21 protein-coding genes and 1 pseudogene are annotated in these 23,566 nt (G+C 71.9%); 14 read left to right on the forward strand and 8 right to left on the reverse strand.

The features are described from left to right. The first annotated feature begins 295 nt into the window (after nucleotides 1-295). The 5 genes from AB0G01_RS28405 to AB0G01_RS28425 all read left to right on the forward strand — a co-directional run bounded on the left by AB0G01_RS28405 (nucleotide 296) and on the right by AB0G01_RS28425 (nucleotide 4,719). Entirely contained in the window at nucleotides 296-2,269 is a 1,974-nt protein-coding gene (locus AB0G01_RS28405) for a hypothetical protein (protein WP_360951418.1), read from the forward strand. 15 nt (nucleotides 2,270-2,284) lie between these two features. Then, on the forward strand, nucleotides 2,285-2,941 hold the full coding sequence (locus tag AB0G01_RS28410) for an ATP-binding cassette domain-containing protein (protein WP_360951421.1): 657 nt from the start codon (nucleotides 2,285-2,287) through the stop codon (nucleotides 2,939-2,941). A 55-nt stretch (nucleotides 2,942-2,996) separates the two neighbouring features. Next, nucleotides 2,997-3,341 carry a hypothetical protein gene (locus tag AB0G01_RS28415; protein ID WP_360951424.1) on the forward strand — a complete coding sequence of 115 codons (345 nt, stop codon included), beginning with the start codon at nucleotides 2,997-2,999 and terminating at the stop codon, nucleotides 3,339-3,341. Nucleotides 3,342-3,439: 98 nt separating this feature from the next. After that, nucleotides 3,440-4,249 (forward strand): alpha/beta hydrolase, encoded by an 810-nt coding sequence (locus tag AB0G01_RS28420; RefSeq protein WP_360951427.1) that lies wholly within the window; start codon nucleotides 3,440-3,442, stop codon nucleotides 4,247-4,249. Further along, a complete protein-coding gene (locus tag AB0G01_RS28425; protein ID WP_360951430.1) occupies nucleotides 4,246-4,719 on the forward strand; it encodes a MarR family transcriptional regulator in 474 nt (157 codons plus the stop codon). The genes AB0G01_RS28420 and AB0G01_RS28425 overlap by 4 nt, the downstream gene beginning before the upstream one ends. Here the strand turns inward: AB0G01_RS28425 and AB0G01_RS28430 are convergent. Further along, nucleotides 4,697-5,749 carry a serine/threonine protein phosphatase gene (locus tag AB0G01_RS28430; RefSeq protein WP_360951433.1) on the reverse strand — a complete coding sequence of 351 codons (1,053 nt, stop codon included), beginning with the start codon at nucleotides 5,747-5,749 and terminating at the stop codon, nucleotides 4,697-4,699. The genes AB0G01_RS28425 and AB0G01_RS28430 overlap by 23 nt on opposite strands. A 201-nt stretch (nucleotides 5,750-5,950) precedes the next feature. On the opposite strand from AB0G01_RS28430, the gene AB0G01_RS28435 reads away from it, so the two are divergent. Together AB0G01_RS28435 and AB0G01_RS28440 are read left to right on the forward strand one after the other, a co-directional pair. Further along, nucleotides 5,951-6,577 (forward strand): ATP-dependent Clp protease proteolytic subunit, encoded by a 627-nt coding sequence (locus tag AB0G01_RS28435; RefSeq protein WP_360951436.1) that lies wholly within the window; start codon nucleotides 5,951-5,953, stop codon nucleotides 6,575-6,577. Then, nucleotides 6,574-7,164, forward strand: coding sequence for an ATP-dependent Clp protease proteolytic subunit (locus AB0G01_RS28440; protein WP_360951439.1), 591 nt, complete (start codon nucleotides 6,574-6,576; stop codon nucleotides 7,162-7,164). The genes AB0G01_RS28435 and AB0G01_RS28440 overlap by 4 nt, the downstream gene beginning before the upstream one ends. An 8-nt stretch (nucleotides 7,165-7,172) precedes the next feature. Here the strand turns inward: AB0G01_RS28440 and AB0G01_RS28445 are convergent, their stop codons facing one another. After that, on the reverse strand, nucleotides 7,173-7,508 hold the full coding sequence (locus AB0G01_RS28445) for a helix-turn-helix transcriptional regulator (RefSeq protein WP_360951442.1): 336 nt from the start codon (nucleotides 7,506-7,508) through the stop codon (nucleotides 7,173-7,175). A 272-nt stretch (nucleotides 7,509-7,780) separates the two neighbouring features. Here AB0G01_RS28445 and AB0G01_RS28450 point away from each other — a divergent pair, with 272 nt between their 5' ends. Then, on the forward strand, nucleotides 7,781-10,021 hold the full coding sequence (locus AB0G01_RS28450) for a catalase (RefSeq protein WP_360951445.1): 2,241 nt from the start codon (nucleotides 7,781-7,783) through the stop codon (nucleotides 10,019-10,021). Nucleotides 10,022-10,146: 125 nt separating this feature from the next. After that, on the forward strand, nucleotides 10,147-11,124 hold the full coding sequence (locus AB0G01_RS28455; protein WP_360951448.1) for an SDR family oxidoreductase: 978 nt from the start codon (nucleotides 10,147-10,149) through the stop codon (nucleotides 11,122-11,124). A 30-nt stretch (nucleotides 11,125-11,154) separates the two neighbouring features. Here AB0G01_RS28455 and AB0G01_RS28460 read toward each other — a convergent pair whose 3' ends face one another. Further along, complete coding sequence (locus tag AB0G01_RS28460) at nucleotides 11,155-12,333, reverse strand: zinc-dependent alcohol dehydrogenase (RefSeq protein WP_360951451.1); 1,179 nt, start codon at nucleotides 12,331-12,333, stop codon at nucleotides 11,155-11,157. A gap of 132 nt (nucleotides 12,334-12,465) precedes the next feature. Further along, nucleotides 12,466-13,410: a YncE family protein gene (locus AB0G01_RS28465; RefSeq protein ID WP_360951453.1), complete on the reverse strand. Its 945-nt coding sequence runs from the start codon at nucleotides 13,408-13,410 to the stop codon at nucleotides 12,466-12,468. 703 nt (nucleotides 13,411-14,113) lie between these two features. Between AB0G01_RS28465 and AB0G01_RS28470 the strand changes: the two are divergent. Together AB0G01_RS28470 and AB0G01_RS28475 are read left to right on the forward strand one after the other, a co-directional pair. Continuing rightward, nucleotides 14,114-14,572, forward strand: a pseudogene (locus AB0G01_RS28470) (SRPBCC family protein); the annotation flags it as partial. Between the two features lie 368 nt (nucleotides 14,573-14,940). Further along, nucleotides 14,941-15,708 (forward strand): GAF and ANTAR domain-containing protein, encoded by a 768-nt coding sequence (locus AB0G01_RS28475; protein WP_360951455.1) that lies wholly within the window; start codon nucleotides 14,941-14,943, stop codon nucleotides 15,706-15,708. A 360-nt stretch (nucleotides 15,709-16,068) separates the two neighbouring features. Here AB0G01_RS28475 and AB0G01_RS28480 read toward each other — a convergent pair whose 3' ends face one another. Beyond that, nucleotides 16,069-17,286, reverse strand: coding sequence for a GAF domain-containing SpoIIE family protein phosphatase (locus AB0G01_RS28480; RefSeq protein WP_360951457.1), 1,218 nt, complete (start codon nucleotides 17,284-17,286; stop codon nucleotides 16,069-16,071). A 680-nt stretch (nucleotides 17,287-17,966) separates the two neighbouring features. Here AB0G01_RS28480 and AB0G01_RS28485 point away from each other — a divergent pair. Beyond that, on the forward strand, nucleotides 17,967-18,545 hold the full coding sequence (locus AB0G01_RS28485; RefSeq protein ID WP_360951459.1) for a hypothetical protein: 579 nt from the start codon (nucleotides 17,967-17,969) through the stop codon (nucleotides 18,543-18,545). A gap of 106 nt (nucleotides 18,546-18,651) precedes the next feature. Further along, nucleotides 18,652-19,881, forward strand: coding sequence for a signal peptidase I (locus AB0G01_RS28490; RefSeq protein ID WP_360951462.1), 1,230 nt, complete (start codon nucleotides 18,652-18,654; stop codon nucleotides 19,879-19,881). A gap of 6 nt (nucleotides 19,882-19,887) precedes the next feature. Here AB0G01_RS28490 and AB0G01_RS28495 read toward each other — a convergent pair whose 3' ends face one another. Then, a complete protein-coding gene (locus tag AB0G01_RS28495) occupies nucleotides 19,888-20,283 on the reverse strand; it encodes a hypothetical protein (protein ID WP_360951465.1) in 396 nt (131 codons plus the stop codon). Nucleotides 20,284-20,452: 169 nt separating this feature from the next. On the opposite strand from AB0G01_RS28495, the gene AB0G01_RS28500 reads away from it, so the two are divergent. After that, entirely contained in the window at nucleotides 20,453-21,550 is a 1,098-nt protein-coding gene (locus tag AB0G01_RS28500) for an LLM class flavin-dependent oxidoreductase (protein WP_360951467.1), read from the forward strand. 249 nt (nucleotides 21,551-21,799) lie between these two features. Here AB0G01_RS28500 and AB0G01_RS28505 read toward each other — a convergent pair whose 3' ends face one another. Then, on the reverse strand, nucleotides 21,800-22,237 hold the full coding sequence (locus AB0G01_RS28505) for a DUF3592 domain-containing protein (protein WP_360951470.1): 438 nt from the start codon (nucleotides 22,235-22,237) through the stop codon (nucleotides 21,800-21,802). Nucleotides 22,238-22,508: 271 nt separating this feature from the next. Beyond that, on the reverse strand, nucleotides 22,509-23,537 hold the full coding sequence (locus AB0G01_RS28510) for a TauD/TfdA family dioxygenase (protein ID WP_360951473.1): 1,029 nt from the start codon (nucleotides 23,535-23,537) through the stop codon (nucleotides 22,509-22,511). Between the last annotated feature and the right edge of the window lie 29 nt (nucleotides 23,538-23,566).

The following is a 23,566-nucleotide window of genomic DNA, read 5'->3' on the forward strand; positions in this document are numbered from 1 at the left end:
GAGATCGACCGTCCACAACCGACTCCGCAGCGAGGTCGGGCGATTACCCGCCGATGCGATGCGAATCTCTCGCCCCTCGAACCCCGCGCGGCCCGACAACGTCGTCCGGAAGGTGGCGCGCATTCTTGTCGTGGCCGTCCGGTGCCGGGGCACTTCGCTTACGGCGGCCCTGACCGTTGCGGCCCTGCGCCGACATCACTAACATGACTGATTCCTCGACTCCGGTGCCGGCACTTACCAGAGCCGGAGTGCGCTGTCAATCGACAGTTCGACAGGAACTCCCGGGGGAGAGCCGTTGTACCAGCGGATCGTCGCGGTCGTAGCGGGAGCGCTGTTCGCATTGTTGGCATTGGTGGCGACCATCGTCACCGATCTGCACGACCGGGAGTATCCGCAGGCCATCGGTGCGCACGGCCGGGTGGGGTTGGATTTCGGGTCGTCGGCGCTGGACGACGAGCAGGCATTCGACCGGTTGGCGCAACTGGACACCGGACTGGGACTCGGCCTGGTCAAGATCGCGCCGGACCTCGCCGGTGCCGGCGAGGCGGATCGCAAGGTCTTCGTGAGTTTCGCCGAGGACGTGCCGCCCACCGAATTCGGCTGGTTCGGCGGCGGCACGGGGCAAGTGGTCGACCGGGAACGCCTGGCGAATTCCTACGCGGACGGCTCCTACCTGCTGACCGGGGACGTTTCCCGGCTCGACGAGTTCATCGCGGCGTTGTCGGGCGAGGGCGTCGTGGTGCACGCGCGGGCCGCTTCGATTTCCGAGTCCTTCGGCTTCGTGGTGAACGAGGGCAGTTTCCTGTCGGCGGTGCTCGCCGCCTTCGCGATGATCGTCGCCCTGGCGTTGTTCTGGCTGTCGATGAAGGCCCGGGGCCGGGCGCTGCGGGTCCTCGGCGGCTGTCCGGTGTGGCGCATCCTGGTGCAGGACCTCAGCGGGTTCGCGGGGGCGCTGGCCGCCTCGGGCCTGGTGGTCCTCGCCGCGTCGACGGTGTACGTGGGCCTGGCCTACGACTGGGTCTACGTCGGGACGTTCGTCACCGTGCTGCTCGGCCTGCAACTCGCGGTGACCGGGGCCGCGCTGCTGGCGGCGCTCGCCATGTCGGCCACCGCGTGGCCCACGGTCACCGTGCTCGCCCTGCGGCAGCCGGCCGTGCGCAGCCTGCGGACCGCCGCCGTCATCGTGCAGGCGTTGACGTTCCTGCTGGTCGTGTCGTCGGCCGGTCCCGCATGGACGGCCTACCGGCAGGCGGCGGCCACCGCCGCCGACACCGCGATGTGGCGGCAGCTCTCCGATCAGGTCGGCGTCCAGTTCGGCCTCGGCGAGCAGGAGATGCTCGCGGTCGAGCCCGATTTCGGCAAGGCGGTGCGGGACGCGGAATCGCGCGGCACCGCCGCGCTGTCCTTCACCTTCGCCGAGCGGACCCGGCCCGCCGGGTCGACCGACTACTCCGGTGTCGCGCTGGTGAACCAGCGCTGGCTCGACCTGGTCACGAAGGGCGCTCCCCGGCCCGCGCTCGAACCGGTGCCGCGATCCGAGGCGCTGGCGAACGCCGAGAACCTGGCACCCACGCTGGAGCTGTGGTCCCGGGACGGCCGGCCGGGTGCGGAGGTGCTCGCGGGGATGCGGTTCTTCCGGCCCGTCCAGGACTACCGGCTCCCCGTCGCCATGGGTGGTGGGGGCGGACAACTGGTGTTCCTCCACGACGTCCTCGTCGCGGTGCTGCCCTCCGCGTACAGCGTGATCGACGACAGCAACCTGACCTCGCTGGCGTCGACGCGCAACATCGTGTTCAGCGAGATCGGGGCGACGCAGGAGTTGTTGCAGCGCAACGGTCTGGGCGTCGACTCGCTGCGGGCCCGCGGGTTCACCGGGAAGCTGCACGTGGTCTACATCGCCGAGGACGGCATCCTGCTGGCGCAGTTCACCGCCTACGTCACGTGGCTGCTCAACCTGGCGTTGGCCGCGCTCTTGGTCGCCTTCGCCGTGGCCGCCGCGATCAGTGCGCTGATCACCGCCCTGCTGCACGCCAAGCGCGATTTCCCGTTGCGGCTCGCCGGTCGGTCGTGGGCCCACGTCCTGCGGGTCCGCGTCGCCCGGGAGGTCCTCGTCGGGATCGGCCTCACCGGCCTCGCCCTGCTCTTCCAGCGGCCCGAGGGGGTGGTGGCGGTGCTCGTGGTCGCCGCCGTCGGGCTGCTGATCGTCCCGCTGTGCCACGTGCTCGCCGCCCGCTGGTGCTTCGCCGGCGTGGGTCGGCGGCGGATCTGATCGGAGTCTGCGCGGATGTTGGTGCGAGCCGAGGACGTCGGCGTGGCCATCGGCGGTCGGACCGTGCTCGACGGCGAGACCCTGCGCTGCGAGCCGGGGACGATGACGGCCCTGGTCGGTCCGAGCGGGTCGGGCAAGACGACCCTGCTGCACTGCCTGGGGCTGCTGCTCCCGGTGGACCGGGGAAGGATCTTGGTCGGCGACGACGACGTCACGGCGTACGGTGCCGCCGCGCGACGGCGGTTCTGGCGCGACCACGCGGCGTTCGTGCTCCAGGACTACGGGATCATGGACGAGGAGTCCGTGGCGTTCAACGTCACGATGAGCTCGGGCCTGTTCCGCAAGCGGGCCACCGGGGACCTGGACCGGTTGGCGCGCGTGCTGGAGCAGACCGGCCTGGGTGGTCGCCAGGAGGAGGTGGCCGGTCACCTCAGCGGCGGGGAGAAGCAGCGGCTCGCGCTGTCCCGCGCCATCTACAAGCAGGCCGCGGTGGTGTTCGTCGACGAGCCGACCGCGTCGCTCGACGCGCCGAACCGCCGCAAGGTGATCGACCTGTTCGCGGACTTCGCCGCCGGCGGCTGCACGGTGATCGTGTCGACGCACGACGCCGAGATGATCGAGGCGTGCGGGACGCGGTACGAGATCGGCAGTGCACGGGCGGTCACGGCGTGATCCGCCGGAGGTCGCTTCCCGTTTCCGGGCAAAGGGGTGGTTCGCGGTGAGAACGGTGTCGAAGATCGTCATCGGCGTGGTCGCGGTACTCGTCGTGGGCGGGGGTGTCGCCGCCGCCGCGTACGGCTTCGGGTCGTCCTCCACCGATGCCCACCCGCCGTGCGAGCAGCTCCCCAGCCCGGCCGAGGCGTCCGCCGGGCTGGCCGGGAACCAGAGGCTGGCCGACGAGATCAAGGGCGTGGGCGGTGAGGTGGCGGTGAACGTCGGCACCCCGTGCGACGACCCGAACCGCGCGCTGATCCAGGTCGACTACGGGTCGTCGGACGAGCGCGAGGCGGTGCGACGACTGCTGGCTGCCGGGACCGGCTTCGGCGTCCCGGTGCACCTGGTCGAGCGGTAGCGCGGTCGCTCGGAGGAGTCGCGCCGGCAGCGGCTCCGACCGGTCGCGGAGAGGACGCGCCCGTGCGGGCCGTGACAGGTATTCGCTATATTCAGAATATGGTGAACCTGACTGCGGTGCTCCGTCGCGAGGACGCCGAGCTGCGGTACCGCGACCTCGCGGGCAGCCTGCGCCCGGTCGTGTTCACGCACGGCGCGGGGATGGACCACCGGATGTTCGACGTGCCGGCCCGCGCCCTGCACGCCGCCGGGCACCGGGTGGTCGGCTGGGACCTGCGCGGCCACGGCGAGTCCACCCTCGCGGCGGGCACCCGGTTCACCGCCGCAGCCGCGCTGGACGACCTCGTGTCGCTGCTCGACCACCTGGGCCTGGAACGCCCGGTGCTGGTCGGGCACTCACTGGGCGGCAACCTCGCGCAGGCGCTCGTGCGCCGCCTGCCCGATCGGGTGCACGGGCTCGTGGTCGTGGACGCGACGTGGAACGCCGGGCCGCTCAGCGCGGTCGAACGGTCCCTGCTCGCACTCGCCGCACCGTCGTTGGCACTCGTGCCGGCCTCCCGGCTGCCGGGGCTCCTGGCCCGCGCCTCGGCCGTGACGCCGGAGGGCATCGCGGAGTCGGAGGCCACTTTCGCGCGCATGCCGAAACGGGTCTTCCTGGACGTGTGGCGGGCGACCGCGTCATTGGTGGACCCGGACCGGACCTACCGCACGCCGGTGCCGCTGGGGCTCATCCGCGGCGAGCGCGACCGCACCGGCAACATCGCCGCGGCCATGCCCCGCTGGGCCGTCGCCGAAGGGGTGGCCGAGCACGTCATCCCCGACGCGGGGCACAACGTGACGCTGGACGCCGGGACCGCGACAGCCGCCGTGATCGGCGAGCTCGTCACCCGGTGGGAGACCGCGACGTGAGCGCGGACGACGACCGGGCCGCGTTCGTCGCGGCGCTGGGCGACCTCCTCGCGTCGTGGCACCTGCCGCGCGCGACCGGCCGGGTGTACGGGCAACTGCTGCTCGACGCGGACCCGGCGTCCCTCGACGCCCTCGGCGACGCGCTCGGTCTCAGCAAGGGCGCGGTGAGCACGGCGGTCCGCGAACTGGTCGCGTGGGGTTTGGCGCGCACCATCCCGCAATCGGGCAGCCGCCGCCTGCTGGTCGAAGCGGCGGGCGGGTTCGACCAACTCCTGGCGGCGAGCCACGCGCGGACCCGCGCCTTCGTCCGCGTGCTCCGCAGCGGCACCCGACTGGCCGACGGCGACCGCGCCAAGTCCCGGCTCACCGGGGTCGCCGACTTCTTCACCGCCTACGTGGACGCCGGCGACGAGATGCTGCGCGACCTGACCTCGCGCGGGGACGCCGCTACGGACCGACCGGGCGACTGAGCCACCGCGTCGTCCCGGGTCCCAGGGCCGCCTCGGGGTACTCGGCGTCGACCTCGCCGTCGAACAGCCGCCAGTAGAAGGCGTTCATCGTCGCGGCGGCGGGTGCGTGCCGGGTCAGGATCGCGGCGACGACCGGTGGCACGCCGTCCGGGAGGTGGCCGGCGGCGCACCGGAGCACGAACTCGTTGCGGGCGACCGGACCGCCGTCGACCGGCACGGCCACCCCGCAGACGTCGGTCACCAGCCAGTTCACCAGGCGCATGGCGGCGTAGGCGGCGTCGTGCGTGGCGTGGCGCTCGGCGAAGTCGCGTTCGGCGTCCGACAGGTCGAAGCGCGGTGAGGTCGCCAGCCCGAAATCGGTCAGGTGGACGCGGTCCCCGTCGGTGCGCAGGTTGCCGAAGTGCCCGTCCATGTGCAGCAGCTCGCGACCGCGCAGGAACGTCGTGATCAGCGCGAACTGCCGCTCGACCGAGGCGGCCTTGCCCACGGGGTCCTCGCGCAGCCAGTCCGCCAGCGCGAGCGGGACGTACTCGCTGAACAGCACGAGGCTGGACGACGCGGCCACCAGGGCTTCGAGGCGCGCGCGCACGGCCGGGGAGCCGCCCAGGGCGGCGGTGACCGCGTCGACGTCGGCGTGCTCGGCCGCGACCGGCGCACGGCCGGGCAGCACCCGCCAGTGGTGGAGCAGCGGGAACGACCGCGTCTCGCCGGCCAGGACGGCGTCCGTGACGAGCTGGTTCGCGGCCAGTTCGCGCCACGCGGTGAACCCCGGGCTGACGATGCCGTACTGGCAGGACACCGGCAGGTCGAACAGGTTCGCGGTGGAGCCCGGGTGGGCCAGTTCCACCTCGGTCAGCGGGATGCGCTTGACGAACACCGGCACGCCGTCGACGTCCAGCACCGCCGAGCCGCCGCCCACCCCCGTGCCCTGGGCCCGGCCCGCGTCCACGAGGGCGGCGAGCTCGATGTCACCGCGGGAAGCCAGGTAGGCCGAGAGCCGCCGGTGGCGGGCGTTCCTGGCAGTCGTCATGACTCCACTGTGCCGGACCGGTTCAGCGGCGGGCAACGGGCCGCCGCGCGGGACCGGAGCACGCCGACCGGACGCGGCGGTTCTGTCCACAGTGGACCGGCCACGTCCGCCGCGGGCTGATCTGCTCACGTCCGCCGTGGGCTGATCTGCTCACAGCGGAGCCGGCGGCGAACGGCGGCGCGGGGGCGGCATGGTCGGGGCATGACGAACCACGAGAGGCCACCGCTGTTCGACCACCGGCTCCGCGAGCGATTCCTCGGCCAGCGGGTGCTGGTCCTCGACGGCGTGCTCGACGACGACAACGGGACGGTGCTCGCCACCCAGATGCTGTCCCTCGCCGGCGAGGACCCGACCAAGGACATCGCGCTGTGGATCCACTCCCCGGGCGGCTCGGTCCCGTCCATGCTGGCCATCCGCGACGTGATGCGCCTCGTGCCGTGCGACGTGGCGACGCTCGCCCTCGGGCTGGCGTGCAGCGCGGGGCAGTTCCTGCTGTCCGCCGGCACGCCGGGCAAGCGCTTCGCCCTCCCCCACGCCCGCATCCTGATGCACCAGGGATCGGCGGGGATCGGCGGCTCCGCGGTCGAGGTGGAGGTGCAGGCCGACGACCTGCGGCACACCCGGGACACGGTGCTCGCGCTCACCGCGCGGGACACCGGCCAACCCGTCGACCGGATCTTCACCGATTCCCTGCACGACCGCTGGTTCACCACCGAGCAGGCACTGGCCTACGGGTTCATCGACCACGTCGTCGAGGACCTGGACCAAGTGGTGCCCGTGCGCCGGCACGAACTGGGGCTCGGCCAACGGGCGGGAGCACGCGCATGAGCACCTACACCATCCCCAACGTCATCACGCGCGGCGTGGGCGGCGAGCGGATCATGGACGTCTACTCGCACCTGCTCGCGGAGCGGATCGTCTACCTCGGCACCGCGATCGACTCCGGCGTGGCCAACGCGGTGATCGCCCAGTTGCTGCACCTGGAGGCGGACAACCCGGAGCGCGAGATCAGCCTCTACATCAACTGCGAGGGCGGCGACCCGTCCGCGATGCTCGCGCTGTACGACACCATGCGCTTCATCAAGGCACCGGTGGCGACGACGTGCGTCGGCCAGGCGGTCGCGGCCGGCGCGGTGCTGCTGGCCGCCGGCCGGGCCGGGTACCGCTTCGTGCTGCCCCACACCCGCGTGGTGCTCCACCAGCCGGCCGCGCAGGGCCGGGGCACCATCCCGGACCTGATCCTGCGGGCCGACGAGGTGGTGCGGGTGCGCACCCAGCTCGAAGAGATCCTCTCGACGCACACCGGCCACGACGTCGCGGAACTGCGGCACGACACCGACCGCGACCGCGTGTTCGACGCGCGCGGCGCGGTCACCTACGGGCTGGCGGACCACGTCCTCGACCAGCGCGCCTGAAAGCGCGCTCAGGCGGCCATGAGCACGGGTCCCCCGGGTCGGCGACCGGCCCTCGGACCCGTGCCCGGACGCTGCCCGAGGTCACCGGCGATGCCGACGAGCAGGCCGAGCAGGTCGACGCCGAGCGCGCCGGCGACCGCCGCGATCATCTCGCTCGACGGCTCCTTGCGCCCGCGCTCGATCTCGGACAGGTACTGCGGCGAGATCCCGGCCCGCTCGGCGACGTCGACCAGCCGGCCGCCCCGCTCCTCCCGGGCGGCGCGCAGGCTGCGGCCGAGCACCTCGCGCCACAGCGGCTCGGGCTCGGCCGCGCGGCCCCGGGAGAAGGGGAGGATCTCTGCCATGCGGGTCATCCTGCCACCGGCCACCCGGCCGTCCGCAGCGGTTCCGCTCGCAGCGGAACGACGGCCCTGCCGGGCGGGCACTGTCGGTGACAGGCCGGCCACCGTGATCCACCGAGCGCGGGACGGCCGACCGGAGGGGTGGTCCTGTCACGCGTGGGCGTGTCCAGCGCCGTCACGGACGGTGTTCCCAACACCATCCAGATGAAGAGTGAAGACCGGTGTAGACGGCCGTTTGCCGGGTAGCCGACAGACAGGTGACCCGAGGAGACCTAGTGGAATCGAAGAAACCCGCAAAGATCGTGAAGAACGCTTTGGAGAAGGCTGTCGAGAAGGTGACCGACCTGGTGACCCCGGACGTGCCCGGGGCCCCGTCGAGTGAGCCGCCCAGCGTCACCGAGCCGACCGAGCCGCGGGAGCCCCTCCCTCCGAAGCCCGACCAGGACGCGCCCGAGACGGTGAGCCCGACCGGAGCGCCGACCGGCGCTCCCAAGGTGGCCAACAGCCAGCAGGGTGCGTTCCTCACCACCGCGCAGGGGGTGCGGCTGTACGACACCGACCACTCGCTCAAGGCGGGCGAGCGCGGTCCGACCTTGTTGCAGGACCACCACCTGCGCGAGAAGATCATGCACTTCGACCACGAGCGCATCCCGGAGCGGGTGGTGCACGCGCGCGGCGCGGGCGTGCACGGGGTGTTCGTGGGCTACGGCTCGGCGGAGAGCGTGTGCAAGGCCGGGTTCCTCGCCGAGGGCAAGACCACGCCGGTCTTCGTCCGGTTCTCCACGGTCGTGGGGTCGCGCGGCTCGGCGGACACGGTGCGGGACACCCGTGGGTTCGCCACGAAGTTCTACACCGACGAGGGCACGTTCGACCTGGTGGGCAACAACATCCCGGTCTTCTTCATCCAGGACGGCATCAAGTTCCCGGACATCATCCACGCCGCGAAGCCGCACCCGGACCGCGAGATCCCGCAGGCGCAGAGCGCGCACGACACGTTCTGGGACTTCGTCTCCCTGCACACCGAGGCCACGCACCACGTGCTGTGGCACATGTCCGACCGGGGCGTGCCGCGCTCCTACCGGACCATGGAGGGCTTCGGCGTCCACACGTTCCGGCTGGTCAACGAAGCGGGCGAGACGTCGCTGGTGAAGTTCCACTGGAAGCCGCAGCTCGGCGTGCACTCCCTGCTGTGGGAGGAAGCGCAGCTCATCAACGGCGTCGACCCGGACTTCCACCGCCGCGACCTGTTCGACGCGATCGAGTCCGGCGCGTTCCCGCAGTGGGAGCTGGGCATCCAGGTGTTCCCGGACACGCCCGAGCAGACGTTCGAGGGCATCGACCTGCTCGACTCGACCAAGATCGTGCCCGAGGAGCTCGCCCCCGTGCAGCCGATCGGGATGATGACGCTCAACCGCAACCCCACCAACTACTTCGCCGAGGTCGAGCAGGTCGCGTTCCACACCGGGCACCTGGTGCCGGGCATCGACGTGACCGACGACCCGCTGCTGCACGCCCGCCTGTTCTCCTACCTCGACACGCAGCTCACCCGCCTGGGGGGCCCGAACTTCCACCAGATCCCGATCAACCGGCCCCACGCGCCGGTCAACGACATGCTGCGCGACGGGTTCCACCAGCACGCGGTGCACGGTGGTGTCGCGCCGTACAAGCCGAACTCCCTCGACGGCGGCTGCCCGTTCCACGCCGGTGCCGCCGACAAGGCGTTCGTCGAGGTGCCGCAACGGGTCGCGGAGTCCGCCAAGGTCCGGCGGGCGGCGGCGTCGTTCGACGACCACTTCACCCAGCCCCGGCTGTTCTTCCGCAGCCTGAGCCCGGTGGAGCAGGAACACGTGATCCGGGCGTTCACCTTCGAGCTGGGCAAGTGCTACGAGCAGGCGATCAAGGAGCGCGAGCTCCTCGTGCTCGCGCGGGTCGACGAACGCCTGTGCGCCGAGGTCGCCGCCGGACTGGGGCTGCCCGTGCCCGAGGTCCAGGAGCTGCCGGACGTCGAGCCGAGCCCGGCGCTGTCCCAGCTCGGGCAGACCTGGCCGCTGGCCGGACGACTGGTGGGCATCGTCGTTGACGCGGACGACGAGGACGGGCTCGACGGCGTGCGCACGGCCAAGCTCGCCCTCCAGGCGGCCGGCATCGTGCCGCTGATCATCGCGAGCCGGGGCGGTGACCTCGCCCACGGTCTCGTGGCCCAGCGGACGTTCCTGACCGCGCGCTCGGTCGAGTTCGACGCGCTGCTGGTGGCCGCCGCTCCCCCGCCGGCCCCCGACGCCCTGCCCGTGCGGGACGAGAAGGCGGGTGCGGGCGCGTCACCGGTCGACCCGCGCGTCGACCTGCTGGTCGCCGAGACCTACCGGCACGCCAAGGCGATCGGCGCGTGGGGTGCCGGTACGGCGGTGGTCGGCACGGGGCCCGGCGTGGTGACCGGCGAGCCGAGCGAGGTCGTGGAGCAACTGCTGGCCCTGATGGGCGAGCACCGCGTGTGGGCCAGGCTCACGCGCGCGTAGCCGAACAACCGGAAGATGGCCGCCAGGACCGGATTCGGGACTGGGGCGGGTGAGGACCACGGTCGCGTCACCCCGCCCCGCAGCCCGGGTCCGGTCCTGGCGCGTCGTGGAGGGGAAGAGGATCGATGCCGAAACCGTTGTCGGAGCAGGTCGTCGTCGTGGTCGGTGCGTCGTCGGGCATCGGCCGGGTCACCGCCCTCCGGTTCGCCGCACGCGGAGCGCGGGTGGTGTGCGCGGCGCGGAACGCCCAGGCGTTGGACGCCGTGGTGGCCGAGATCGGGGACCGCGCCGTCGCCGTGCCGACGGACATCGCCGACGAGACCGCCGTCCGGGCACTGGTCCGCGCGGCCGAGGAGCGGTTCGGGCGGATCGACACGTGGGTCACCGCAGCGGGTGTGGGCGTCGTCGGCCGGGTCGAGGACGTACCGGCGGCGGAGTTCGACCGGGTCATGCGGGTGAACTTCCTGGGTCACGTCCACGCCGTGCAGGCCGTCCTGCCCGCGTTGCGCCGAGCGGGCGGCGGGGCGATCATCGGCATCGCCTCCATCGAAGGCGTGCGGTCCGTGCCGTGGCAGGCCCCTTACGCGGCGAGCAAGTTCGCGCTGCGCGCGCTCTACGACAGCCTGCGGGTCGAGCTGGCCCAGTCCGGTGACCCGATCAAGGTGACCACGATCATGCCCGCCGCGATCGACACCCCGTTCTTCGAGCACTCCCGCACCCACCTCGGCGAGCTGCCCCGACCCCTGCCGCCGGTGTACGCGCCCGAACTCGTCGCGGACGCCGTGGTGACGGCCGCCGAGCACCCCCGGCGGGAGGTGCCGGTCGGTGGCTCGACGGCCGCGTTCTTCCTGGGACAGCGCCTGTTCCCCGCGATGACCGACGCCTTGCTGTCGGTGCGCGGGCTGGCCGCCTACGTCTCGCGCAAGAGCGGTCCGGACAACGGCGTGGACAACCTCGACAGGACGGTGGAGGGACCGGGCCGCGTCTCGGGTTCCTACCCTGGCCGGGTCATCGGCCGCAGCCCGTTCACCGTGCTCGCGTCCCGCATTCCCCGGCCGGGTGAACTGCTCACCGCCGCAGTGGCCCGCCTCAACCGGAGGTGACCACCGCCCGTCGAGGAGTCCGGTGCCGGCTCACGGTGTCAGGAGCACCTTCACCGCGTTGTCCCGCTTCTGCTGGAAGATCTCGTAGGCGTGCGGTGCCTGCGCGAGCGGCAGGTGGTGCGTGGCGAAGTCGTCGGTGCCCAACGGGTCGTCGTCGGTCAGCAGCGGCAGGATCTCCGGCACCCACCGCAGCACGTTCGCCTGTCCCATGCGGAACTGGATCTGCTTGTCGAACATCCTCAGCATCGGCAGCGGATCGGCCATGCCGCCGTACACACCGGACAGTGAGATGGTGCCGCCACGACGCACGATCTCGATCGCCGATCGCACCGCGTGCAGCCGGTCCACGCCCGCCGTCTTCATGAACCGCGCCGCGATGGCGTCCGGCAGCAGGCCCACGGCCTGGTGCGCCAGCTTCGCGACCGGCGCGCCGTGCGCCTCCATGCCCACCGCGTCGATCACGGCGTCCGGTCCGCGTCCGCCGGTCAGGTCGCGGATCTGCTCCACCAGGTGGCTCTCCCGCAGGTCCAGCACCGCCACCCCGCGCGCCCTGGCCCGCGCCATCCGCTCCGGCACGAAGTCGACCCCGATGACCAGGCCCGCGCCCCGGTGCAGGGCGACCCGCGCCGACATGTCACCGATCGGCCCCAGGCCCAGCACGACGACGCTGGAACCCTCCCGCACGTCGGCGTACTCGACCGCCTGCCACGCCGTCGGCAGCACGTCGGACAGGTAGACGAAGCGGTCGTCCGGCGGCCCCTGCGGCACCTTGATCGGCAGCGTGTTGCCGAAGGGCACCCGCAGGTACTCCGCCTGTCCACCCGGGACCTGCCCGTACAGCTTGGTGTAGCCGAACAGCGCCGCGCCCGAGCCCTGCTCGCGCACCTGCGTCGTCTCGCACTGCGATTGCAGTCCCCGGTCGCACATGAAGCACGCGCCGCACGAGACGTTGAACGGCACCACCACCCGGTCGCCCGGCTTGAGCGCGGTGACCTCCGAGCCGACCTCCTCGACGATGCCCATCGGCTCGTGCCCGAGGATGTCCCCCTCGTCCAGGAACGGCCCCATCACCTCGTACAGGTGCAGGTCCGAACCGCACACCCCGGTCGACGTGACGCGCACGATCACGTCCGTCGGTTCTTCGAGGATCGGGTCGGGCACGGTGTCCACCCGGACATCGCGCCGCCCGTGCCAGGTCACAGCCTTCATGTCGCCTCCCGTGGAGTTCCCGTGGAGTTTCGTTCGGGCGAGGGGTACCCGTCTCCCCGTCCTCGGACACCGTCTACACGGGGCACTGGTCGCGCCGGTCCGCCGACCTGTCCGATACCGAGCCGGGGGCGGTCAGGAGGTGACGGCGACGCCCTCCGGGTCGTCGCCCACGGGCACCGTCGCGACCAGCGCGGGCGCGCCCGCGCTGATGACCGACATCAGGTCAGCCCCGGAGTTGGTGACGTAGACGAAGCTGTCGTCCGGGCTCGCGGCGGCCCCCTCGGGGGTTTCCGCCACCGGGAGCGCCGGGCCGATCGCGGCACCGGACCGTTCCAGGACCGTGACCGTGTTCGAACCCGAGTTGGCCACGTGCACCCGACCGCCCGGGGTGACCGCCACGCCGATCGGCGCGTTGCCCACCTTGGTCGTCCGGATGGGCCGGTTGCCCAGGGTGTCGATCACGGTGACGTCGTCCGAGCCCGTGTTCGCCACGTAGAGGCGGTCGCCCTCGGCGTTGAGCGCGATACCGGCGGGGAAGAGTCCTACGGGGATGGTGGCGATGGTGCTGTTGGCGTTGGCGTCGATGACGGTCACGCTCTGGCCGCCGTTGTTGGCGACGTAGACGCGGCTGCCGTCCGGGCTCGCCACCGCACCGTGGGGGAACCGGCCCACCTCTATGGCCTGGAGCGGCTGGTTCGTCTGGACGTCGATCACGGTGACGGTGCCCGAGCCGTAGTTGGTCACGTAGGCGTAGGTCGGGGTCACCGCGACGTCGAACGGGTGCAGTCCGACCGGCACGGTCGCCACCACTTCGAGGCTCCTCGGATTGATCACCGAAACGGTGTCGGACTGCTCATTCGCCACGTACACCCCGCCCACGCCCGGTGCCGTGCCCACGCCCACCGGTGTGTCGCCGACCGGAATGGTCGCCACCACTTCGCCCAGCCGCGTGTTGTAGACGGACACGGTATTGCTCCCGCTGTTGGCCACGAACACCTGGACCCGTACCGGCCAGCGCGGCTCGGTCGCGGATGCGGGCGTGGTGCCCATCGTGAGCACCAACGCCAGCAGCCCCACCCGGGCGATGAATTTTCGCCTGAAAGTGGGAGCGATCGACCCAGAGTAAGTTTCAGGCCCAGCGGACAACCACATCGCGAACTCTCCCTCACCCTGAAATTATTCCATAATCACCAAGAATAAACGCGAATAATCCTCTTGACCTGCGCTTCTTCCCGTCGCCTGTGGAGCACGGGCCGTTGATCGGGGCCAGCAAGCCGACCAGCTCCGCACCTCCGGGGCCACGCTAATGGCCTAGAGCGCGGTGTCGCTGAGTGAAGGGGCCGAGATGCCCTGCCAGAGCGGTGAATTCGCGCGAACGTGCTGTTCGCGGTGCGAAAACGAATATCGGAGCACGGATAGTGACGACCGTCGTGCCGCAGTACCGCCATGCCGTGCGAACGGGGCGGCACCGCCACCGTGCATACATTCTTCACCGGACGAAAACCCGCAGATGAATTCCGAAGTGGACCGGCCGACGCTTTCGCGAAACGGGTCCGCGCGCTCGCCGATCAGACGACGCCACGCCCGGCGACCGGGGGCTCACCGGTGGTCGCGGCGGACGCCCACCGCCGGAACCGCGCGTCGACCGTCCTTTCCGGACTCGACGCCCCGCTGGGACCGGGGTCCTCGTCGGAGGAGAAACCAGGTGTGGAACCGGCCCGGTGCGGGCACCCCTCCGGCGGGATCGACATCCCGACCACGACAACAGGAGGGGTTCCGCTTGACGACGACGATCGAGAAGTCCGTGGACATCCGCGTCCCGGTCACCACCGCCTACAACCAGTGGACCCAGTTCGAGTCCTTCCCGGCCTTCATGGAAGGCGTCGAGAAGATCAACCAGCTCACCGCCACCCGCACCCACTGGGTGACGCGCATCGGCGGGGCCACCCGGGAGTTCGACGCGGAGATCACCGAGCAGACCCCCGACGAGCGCATCGCGTGGCAGAGCGTCGACGGCCCCCGGCAGAGCGGCGTGGTGACCTTCCACCGCCTGGCCGACGCGTCCACCCGGGTCCACCTCCACCTGGAGTACGACCCGGAGACGGCGCTGGAGGTGGCCGGCACGGCCCTGGGCGTCGTGGGGCACCGGATCGAGGGTGACCTGAAGCGGTTCAAGGAGTTCATCGAGGACCTCGACGGCGAGACGGGCGCGTGGCGCGGGGTGGTCCCCGACGGTCCGGGCAGCGCGGCCCACCCGGACCCGGCCGACGCCCAGCGCTCGCCGGCTCCCAACACCGCCGCGCGCCCCAACCCGGCCGCAGGCCCCGGGCCCGCCGCTCCCCAGCCCTTGGGCGCACCGGCACCGTCCAGTGTCGCCGACCCCGCGTTCTCCCACCCCGCAGACGGCCGACGGCCGAGCTGACCCAAGCCCAACGGGGCGGTGAGGGACCCTTCCGGGGCTCTCACCGCCCCGCTGTCGTCACCGTTCCCGCAGGCGGCGGTGACCAACACGGCAGGCAAGTCTGGTTTCCGATCGACGTGCGACCGGGAACTCCCCCGCCCGCGACACCACCGGGCCGGCGAACCGCTCGTCGAGGAGGTCAGGCGATGACCGAAGCAGCAGACCGCAGTGCCACTCCCCTGCCCGCCACCTCCTGGTGGTTCGAGGCGCTCTCCGACACCACGCGGGCGATCACGGCCCTCACCCGCGCCGCCGCCGGGGCCGGTGACCTGGACGAGGTGCTCCAGGCGGTGGGCGAGCACGCCGTCACGTCGGTCCCCGCGGCCGACATCGTTTCGGTGACCGTCATCGACGGGGCCGAGGCGGTCACGGCGGCGATCACCGATCGCGACTTCCTGGACCTCGACCGGCACCAGTACGCCTCCGGCGAAGGTCCCTGCCTGGTCGCGGCCCGCACCGGCCGGGTGGTCCGGGCGACCCTCGCCGAGGCCACCGGGCGCTGGCCGTCCTTCGCCGACGCCGGGCGCGCCGCCCACCTGGGCGGTGTCCTGTCGGCACCCCTGTCGCTCGGCGGCGGGAGAACCGGGTCCGTCAACTGCTTCGGGTTCGCCGCCGAGGGCTTCGGCGAGGCCGACGCGCACCTGCTGCGGGTGTACACCGCGGGCGCGGAAGCGGTCGTGCACGGTGCCCTCCGGGACTTCGGCCACGTGCGCAGTGCCGCGCAGGTCACCGAGGCGCTCGAACGCCGGTGCGTGATCGAGCAGGCGAAGGGCGTGCTGATGGCCGTGCACGCGGTCGACTCCAAGGGGGCGTTCGAGCTGCTCGTGGCCCGCTCCCAGGAGGAGAACACGAAGGTGTGGCTGCTCGCGCGGCAACTCGTCGACCAGGTGTCGGGAAACCGACCGGGTAGGTGAGCGGCCTCCGGGTCCCTTGGTCTGGAACCCGGAGGCCTGGTGACCCGCAGTGCCGCGGCACGGTGATCACGTGGTCGCGGATTACCCGGATCGTTCGGCGGCTAACGCACCGGGCGGGTGTCTCCCCCACGTGGGTCGCCGAACTCGTGCGTCGAGGCGGTCGGCGCACGGCCCCGTCCGGGGCGGCGGCGGTCGTGATCGCGAGGCGAACATGCCGTTGGACGTGGTAGTTCGCTTCCCGACGGGTTCCCGGGAGCCCGTCTGCCGAGCGTTCCACCGCCATTCGCCACAGCCTCGGACGTGATCGGGATCACGGCGTTCGGACCGTCCGGTGTTGCTCCATCCGTGGTCGGTCGGCGGTCAGGTGGCCGTCATGGCGCGGCGGACCGCCAGCAGGGCCACGTCGTCGGCGGCGGGCGTGTCGCCCACGAGGGCGGCCATGATCCGGACGCAGGCGGTCTCCGGCGGCTCGGCCCGGGTGACCGCCCGGAGGCGCTCCAACCGCATGTCCAGGTCCACGTCGCGCCGCTCGACCAGCCCGTCGGTGTAGAGGGCCACGAGTGCGCCCGGCGGCAGGTCCACGCCGACCGACCGGCGGCCGGTGACCGCCAGGCCGTACCCCACGGGCGGTCCCACGGGGGCGTCCACCAGCACCGACCGGCCGTCCGGCACGGCCAGCACGGGTGGTGGGTGGCCGGCCAGCGCCAGCTCCAGCCGGTGGGCGGGGGTGTCGATCACGCCGTAGGCGATCGTGGCCATGGCGTAGCCCTCGAAGTGGCTCGCCTTGCGGTCGAGCCTGCCCAGCACCTCCGCCGGGTCGGTGAACTCCAGCGCGTAGGCGCGCAACGCGCTGCGCAGCCGGCCCATGACGATCGCGGCGGCCAGCCCGCTGCCCGCGACGTCGCCGATCACCAGGCCCAGCCGGTCGCCGGGCAGCCGGAACACGTCGTACCAGTCACCGCCGACCGGGCTGTGGGCCCCGGGTACGTACCGGGCCGCCAGGTGCCACTCGGCGGTGGCCGGCAGCGTCTCGGGCAGCAGGCTGTCCTGGAGCATGGCGGCGGCGGTGCGCTCGACCCGCGACCGGTGCGCGTGCGCGGCCATCGCGAGCCGGTCGGCGACGAGCTGGAGGAGCACGACCTCCTCGTCGTCGAACTCCCGGGGAGCGGTGCGGCCCACGTGCAGCACGCCGACCAGGTCCCCCTGCGTCACCATGGGCACGCCCAGCAGCACGCGCAGTCCGCGCGTCCACAGCAGGGGGTTCACCACGGTCGACTCGTCGACCCGGTCGATGCGCACCGGCTTCCGCTGCTGCGCCACCCGACCGGCGAAACCCACGCCGACCGGGACCCGGACGCCCTGGAAGACCTCCGCCTCCAGCCCGGACGCCGCCCTGGCCACCAACTGCCGGCCTCCGGCGTCGGTCAGCAGGACGGTGGCGGTGTCCACCGCGAACAGCTCGCGCACCCGTGGCAGGAGCACGTCGAAGACCTGCTCCAGCTCCAGCTCCCGCAACGCGCCGTCGGTGATCGCCTCCAGCACCGCCAACCGCGTCACGGGGTCCAGCACCCCGCCCATCACCTCTCCTGTCCCCTGCGGGTTCCACCGAGCCGGGCAACCGGCCGGCCGTCGAGCCGCACCGGGAAGACGATAATCGGGACCCGGTGCACCATCCGCAACGTGGACCCCCAACCGCTCCACGGTCGCACCGTCCGGCACCGGTCGCACGACCTCCGTCCCCCTCCGTCCCCCTCCGGCCTCCCCGGCGACGGCGCTGCCGGGCGGGCTGCAACACTCGGCCACCGAGGCTCAGGCCCACCCCCGCGCGGATGAGCTGGACAACCCGCTCGACGTCACTGTTGAAACGTGCACGCCGGTCGAGTACATCATTCCCTCGGCGGCCACCAGGAATGCCGTCGACGCGATTCCCTGAGATCGTGGGTGCCCATGGGAAAGACTTGCCGATTCCCTCTCCCCGGCTTTCCCGACAGTCGGACCGCGGAACGGCCGAACCGCCCGCGCGACGCTCTTCGCGCCCACCACCCGCCGCCACCCGGCACGACGCGAGGCGTGCACCTTGATCGTCCACTGTGGATCTTGCCGTGATCACAAGTCCTGATCATGCAAGGAAAGTAGCTGCTCAGCGTCCCAGAGAAGGGTGCTCCACGTCACCCGTGAACCGGCGTACGAACGAGCCGCTCCGCGCGTCTCACCTACATAGAATGAGTTCCACTGGTACCTGGAGAGAAAAGAGCCTGATGACCAAGTCGACGCGAGCCAAGGCCATCGTCCGATACGCAGCGGCACCGCTGGGAATCCTGTTGTCCGGTGTGCTCGTGCTCGCCGCATCACAGGCCGCGTTCTCCGCGCAGACCTCGACCGGGTCGAACTCGTGGAGCACGGGCACGATCAACCTCACCAACGACCACGAGGGCCAGGCGGTCTTCGCGGTGGAGAACCTGGCACCGGACACCGGTGGCACCAAGGACGTCGCCGTCACCTACACGGGTGACTACGCCTCGGACATCCGGATGTACGCCACGTCTCCCGTCGAGCCGACCGGCGTGCTGGCCACTAACATCACGCTCACCATCCAACGCGGTACCGGCTCCGGTGCGTCCTTCGCGCCGGACCAGAACGCGCAGTGGACCGGCACGCTGGCCGCGTTCGACGCGATCAGCTCCTACTCCACCGGCGTGCTCGGCTACCAGACGCCGGTCTCGGTGGCCAAGACCTTCCGCATCGCCTACAACTTCGCTCCGACCGGTGACACCACCGAGCTGATGGGCAAGAACACCGGCGTCACCTTCACCTGGGCCGCCGAAACCACGTCCTGACAGCTTCCCGAACAGGGACGAGGCTGACATCCGAAATCCGGAGAGCACCGCGCGACCGTCCGTCGACGCCTGGCCCTCAGCGGCCGGGCGGGCGGTCTGCCGCGCGGTGCTCGGCATCGTGGTCGGGCTCGTGCTGTGGTCGCTGGTACCGCCGCTGATCGGCTGGCAGAGCTCGGCCGTCGTGTCGGGTTCGATGTCACCGCGCATCGACCGGGGCGACGTCGTGGCGGCGTCGCCGATCGCCGGTGACGACGTCGCCGCCGGGCAGATCATCCTGTTCAGCGACCCGGGCCCGAACGACCGCACGATCCTGCACCGGGTGCTGTCGGTGAACAGCGACCGGACGCTGGTCACCAAGGGCGACGCGAACGCCGACCCGGACCCCACCCCGGTACCGGTCGACGACGTGCAGGGCCTGGCACGGCTGCGGGTGCCGTGGGTCGGCTACCCCCTCACGTGGATCGGCGAGGGCCGCTGGGTGCCGCTGATCGCCATCGCGGGCGCGCTGTCGCTGCTCACGGCCGGCGCGTTCGGCCAACGGCCGCGCTCCACCCGGCAGGCGGTGGCCGCCGGGACGGCGCTGGTCGTGCTGGTCACCGTCGGGGTGACCACGGCGCGGGCCGGTTTCACCGACACCACCGCGACCGCCGCGAGCTGGCGGACCTCGGCGCTGACCGGGTATCCGGCGGCGGTCCTGGCCAACCAGCCCCAGTACTACTACCGCCTCGGCGAGACGGCCGGCCCGACCGCCCGCGACGCGTCCGGCAACAACTTCCACGCCCAGTTCCGGGGATCGCCGCAGTACGGCGTGCCCGGTGCGCTGACCTCGGACCCGAACCAGAAGGCCGCCGCGTTCCCGTCCAACACCGCTCTGGGCTTCGCGACCACCACGGTCCGCACCGCGCCGTCGGTGTTCACGTGGGAGGCGTTCATCAAGGCCGACTTCGCGTCGTCGGAGAGCACGCTCTTCCAGTTCGTGTCGGCGACCGGTGCGGCGACCTACCGGATCGTGCTGCGCGGCGGTGAGGTCGGCCTGTTGCAGAACTCGTCCACGCAGCTCATCACCCTCAGCTCGGGCTACCTGACCAACAACACCTGGCAGCACGTCGCCGTCACGGTGTCGGCGAGCGCCGGGCAGGTGTACGTCAACGGCAAGGCGAGCCCGGCGACGGCGCTGCGCCTGCCGGGCTTCACGGTCCCGGCCTCCCGCCTGTCGTTCGCCGGCCCGGACGGCGCTCCGACGGACAAGCCGTACAAGGGCACGCTGGACGAGGTCGCCCTCTACCCCCGGGTCCTGACCGCAGCCCAGGTCCAGGCCCACTACAACGCCCGCTAGCGGCGGTCAGCCCTCGGTGCACCACGCGATGACCTGGGCCACGAGGGTGTCGAGGGAGAGATCGACCTCCGTGCGGACGACGCCGTCCGGGTCGCGGAACTTCGCGACGAACGGCCACGGTCCTTCCAGCCAGCCCGCGTAGCTCTCCGTGTCGTCGGTGAGCAGCGCGCTGCGACCGCGTAACGGGTCGACCACCCAGTACGCGCCGTGCTCGTCGTCGTCGTAGTACAGGTGGATGTGCGCCGCGTCGATGCCCGCCGCCGACAGCGCGCTGATGATGCCGTACCGGGACGCCGCGCGCTTGTGGTCGGGGTTGACCCTGACCGAGGCCCTCCCCCAGTCCACCCTCGTGTTGCCGCGCGGCACCCATTCCGGCTGCGCGGACTCCTCCCTCGGTGGCATGGTCGTGCGACCTCCTCGACGCGGACGCGGACGTGGCCGACTCGGCCGGATCGCCGCAGGAGATCGACGGTACCGGGACGAACAGCCGCAACGTGCGGTCACCTCGCGGCCCGCGAGGTGGATCGTGGGGTGTGGCACGCGGGCGGCATCGCGACGAGAGGACCACCCGATGAAGACGATCCTGGACGGCAAGGGGCTCAAGCTCGGTCTGTTCGCGGCGAACTGCTCGTCGGGCTTGGCCGTGACCACCGCTCCCGAGCGGTGGTCCGGGAGTTGGGCGGACAACCTGCGGCTGGCCGGGCGGGCCGAGGAGGTCGGCATCGACTTCCTGCTGCCGGCCGCTCGCTGGAAGGGCTACGGAGGGCGGAGCGACTTCCACGGCGAGGTGCTCGACCCCACGACGTCGGGTGCGGGCCTCCTCGCGCGCACCACCCGCCTGGTCGTGTTCTCGACGGTGCACACCGCCTTCACCCACCCGGTCGCGGTGGCCAAGCAACTGGCCACGCTCGACCAGATCGGCCGGGGGCGGGCCGGGCTCAACATCGTGGCGGGCTGGAACAAGCCCGAGTACGACGCGTTCGGCACCGACCTCCCCGACAGCCACGACGACCGCTACGCGCTGGCCCAGGAGTGGTGGGACGTCGTGCGGGCCATCTGGACCCGGCCGGACGCCTTCGACCACGACGGCAGGTTCTTCCGCCTCCGCGACGTCGAAGGGCTGCCCGGACCGCACGACGGTCCCCTCCCCGTGGTCAACGCGGGGTCCTCGGACCAGGGCCTCGACTTCGCCACGCGCAACGCCGACATCGCGTTCACCATCGTCGCCGGTCCGGAGGACGGGGAAGCGGTGGTCCGCCGGTTGACCGACCGGGCGCGGCGGCACCACGGCCGCACCACCAGGGTGTTCACACCGGCGCACGTGGTGTGCCGCCCGACCCGGCGCGAGGCGCAGGAGTACCTGCACCACTACGCCCACGACCACGCCGACTGGGACGCGGTCGACAACCTCATGCGGCTGCAAGGGCTGCACGCGAAGTCCTTCACCCCCGCGATGCTCGCGACCTTCCGCTCCCGGTTCGCCGCCGGGCACGGAACGTGCCCCCTGGTCGGCGATCCCGACGACGTCGCGGACCAGGTCGAGCGCTTCCACCGGGCCGGGTTCTCCGGGATGACGGTGAGCTTCGTCGACTACCTCGCCGAGCTGGACTACTTCGCCCAGGAAGTGCTCCCCCGCCTGCACGCCCGAGGTCTCCGCACGTCCGCCTGACCCCTCGGGCTTGGATGTGCGCATGACCGCCACGACGTCGCGGACCGACCGCTCCCACGCCTACGACCACGAGCCGTGGCCGGCGGCACGGCGACATCGAGTTCCCCGGCGGGGACCAGGACGGTGCGGACTGGCCGCTCGGCCTGCTCGCCGCCGGGGTCGGCCGGATCGGCTACCCGGTCGACGGGACACCCGCCCGAGGTCGTTCGACGGTTTCCCGGCCGGCACCGCCGCGCCGACGCGGACCGGTCACGGGGACGGGGTGCGGCCTGACGTGCGTGCGAGGCGCAAGGTGGCCAACGGGACGCCCACGACGGCCAGGACCGTGATGCCGAGCAGCAGGTAGGCGAAGCTGCGGTCGTCGGGTGCCCGCGCGTCCTCGACGTCCGACGAGGGGTCGGCGGGGTCGTAGATGATCTCGATCTCCTCGCCCACCCGGACCTCCGGTCCGGTGATGCTCGGACCGATCGCCGCGCGCACGGGGGTGCCGTCGGGGGTGCGGAACTCGACCTCGTCGTTCTTGTGCGTGTCGACCACGCGGGCGGTGGCTTTCCGCCCGCGTTCGGCCAACGCGGAGTCGTTGCTCCACACCGCGTACGTGCCGATGGCGAAGCCGATGATCACCGCCACGCCCATCAACCCGAAAAACCACGCCGACGGACGCCGCCGGGACGTCGAGATCCCCATGGGATCGAGGTTCCTCGACACGGGGGACGCCAAACCTGGCGGGACGGACTCCGGTCCGCCGGGAGGTCGTCTGCGGTAGACGATCCTGCACCTGCGACGCACCCCCGGCCGGGAGCCGGTGGTCCAGCGCAAGGCCGGTTTCGAGTTCGAGACCACCATGCGGGTGGAGGCCGACCGCAAGCCGACGACCCGGGACACGCGGACGGAGTGCCCGGCCTGGTGCAGCTCGAACCGCGCCGGCTGCCCAAGGCCCCCGGAGGGGCGCGCGTGGTCACCGGGCGAGGACGTAGCCGTCGTCGGGGCGGTGGTCGCGGGAGCGGCGCAGGTCGGTGAGGGCGAAGGTGCGCTGGACCCAGCGGTCCGCTCCGTCGTAGCGGGGACGGAAGGGTGTGCGGCCGTGCACGGTGACCCGGTTGTCCACGACGGCCATGTCGCCGGGTGCCAGTCGGGTGGTGCGCACGGCGGTGTCGAAGGCGTGGGCGAGTTCGGCCAGTGCCGCCTCGGCCCGTGGGGTCAGCGCGGTGACGGCGATCTGGGCGATCCGGATGTCGGGGTCGTCGTCCGCTCCGGAAAGCACCGGTTGCGGTGCGCGGGCTGTGTCGTCGGTGCCGAAGGACGGGGGCGGTCGGAGGATGAACTCGGGCGCGGACAGCACGTCCCTGGTGGCCTCGGGGAGCAGGGGCAGCGCCTCGCGCAGGCAGGCCGTGCGCAGGCCCGCGACGCGGTCGTGGTCGGCGCGCAGGCACAGCAGCAGCACGTGGTCGGGTTCGTGGGGGTGGAAGGCGTTCTCGTTGTGGAAGGTCAGCAGCGCCGATCCGGCGTTGCCGGAGAAGTTCTCCTTGCCGGGCACCGGGACGACGTCCTGGACGAGGGCACCGGACTTCTCGGCCCGGTAGGCGACCGGGTCACCGAGCCCGCAGGCGAGCACGGCGAGCACCGCCGAGGCGACGGTGGGTTCGCGCTGCACCGAGTCCGATGTGGACGGTGTGGCGGGCAGCGCGGCGGCGTCGACCGGGAGGCCGTGGATCACCAGCACGCCCTGCGGGCCCGAGTGCCGCCGGAACCGGCGCACCGCGCGGCGCAAGGACAGCGGAGCCTCGTCCCAGGCGTCCCGGGCGCGGGCGATCCACTCCGGTGCGTCCACCCGGTACCGGCTGTCGGAGCTCAGCCCCCGCGCCAGGCGTTCCACTTCGGCGGTGTCGGACGGGGTCAGGTCCAGCTCGGCGGTGACGGTGAGGGCGCTGTCGGTGGTGGCGCTGTCGGTGGTGGCGCTGTCGGTGGTGGCGGCGAGCTCGGGCATCGGCGTTCGCTCCTGGTTCCGGTGCGGTC

The sequence above is a fragment of the Actinosynnema sp. NPDC023587 genome (assembly GCF_040640215.1).
In the GTDB taxonomy this organism is placed as follows: Bacteria; Actinomycetota; Actinomycetes; order Mycobacteriales; family Pseudonocardiaceae; genus Actinosynnema.

Excerpts from the sequence above, each read along its gene's own strand:
- AB0G01_RS28445 (WP_360951442.1), bottom strand. The coding sequence starts at position 7,508 with ATGGCAGAGATCCTCCCCTTCTCCCGGGGCCGCGCGGCCGAGCCCGAG.
- AB0G01_RS28420 (WP_360951427.1), top strand. The coding sequence starts at position 3,440 with ATGGTGAACCTGACTGCGGTGCTCCGTCGCGAGGACGCCGAGCTGCGG.
- AB0G01_RS28475 (WP_360951455.1), top strand. The coding sequence starts at position 14,941 with ATGACCGAAGCAGCAGACCGCAGTGCCACTCCCCTGCCCGCCACCTCC.
- AB0G01_RS28410 (WP_360951421.1), top strand. The coding sequence starts at position 2,285 with ATGTTGGTGCGAGCCGAGGACGTCGGCGTGGCCATCGGCGGTCGGACC.
- AB0G01_RS28460 (WP_360951451.1), bottom strand. The coding sequence starts at position 12,333 with ATGAAGGCTGTGACCTGGCACGGGCGGCGCGATGTCCGGGTGGACACC.
- AB0G01_RS28430 (WP_360951433.1), bottom strand. The coding sequence starts at position 5,749 with ATGACGACTGCCAGGAACGCCCGCCACCGGCGGCTCTCGGCCTACCTG.
- AB0G01_RS28480 (WP_360951457.1), bottom strand. The coding sequence starts at position 17,286 with ATGGGCGGGGTGCTGGACCCCGTGACGCGGTTGGCGGTGCTGGAGGCG.
- AB0G01_RS28435 (WP_360951436.1), top strand. The coding sequence starts at position 5,951 with ATGACGAACCACGAGAGGCCACCGCTGTTCGACCACCGGCTCCGCGAG.
- AB0G01_RS28505 (WP_360951470.1), bottom strand. The coding sequence starts at position 22,237 with ATGGGGATCTCGACGTCCCGGCGGCGTCCGTCGGCGTGGTTTTTCGGG.
- AB0G01_RS28510 (WP_360951473.1), bottom strand. The coding sequence starts at position 23,537 with ATGCCCGAGCTCGCCGCCACCACCGACAGCGCCACCACCGACAGCGCC.
- AB0G01_RS28485 (WP_360951459.1), top strand. The coding sequence starts at position 17,967 with ATGACCAAGTCGACGCGAGCCAAGGCCATCGTCCGATACGCAGCGGCA.
- AB0G01_RS28495 (WP_360951465.1), bottom strand. The coding sequence starts at position 20,283 with ATGCCACCGAGGGAGGAGTCCGCGCAGCCGGAATGGGTGCCGCGCGGC.
- AB0G01_RS28455 (WP_360951448.1), top strand. The coding sequence starts at position 10,147 with ATGCCGAAACCGTTGTCGGAGCAGGTCGTCGTCGTGGTCGGTGCGTCG.
- AB0G01_RS28440 (WP_360951439.1), top strand. The coding sequence starts at position 6,574 with ATGAGCACCTACACCATCCCCAACGTCATCACGCGCGGCGTGGGCGGC.
- AB0G01_RS28500 (WP_360951467.1), top strand. The coding sequence starts at position 20,453 with ATGAAGACGATCCTGGACGGCAAGGGGCTCAAGCTCGGTCTGTTCGCG.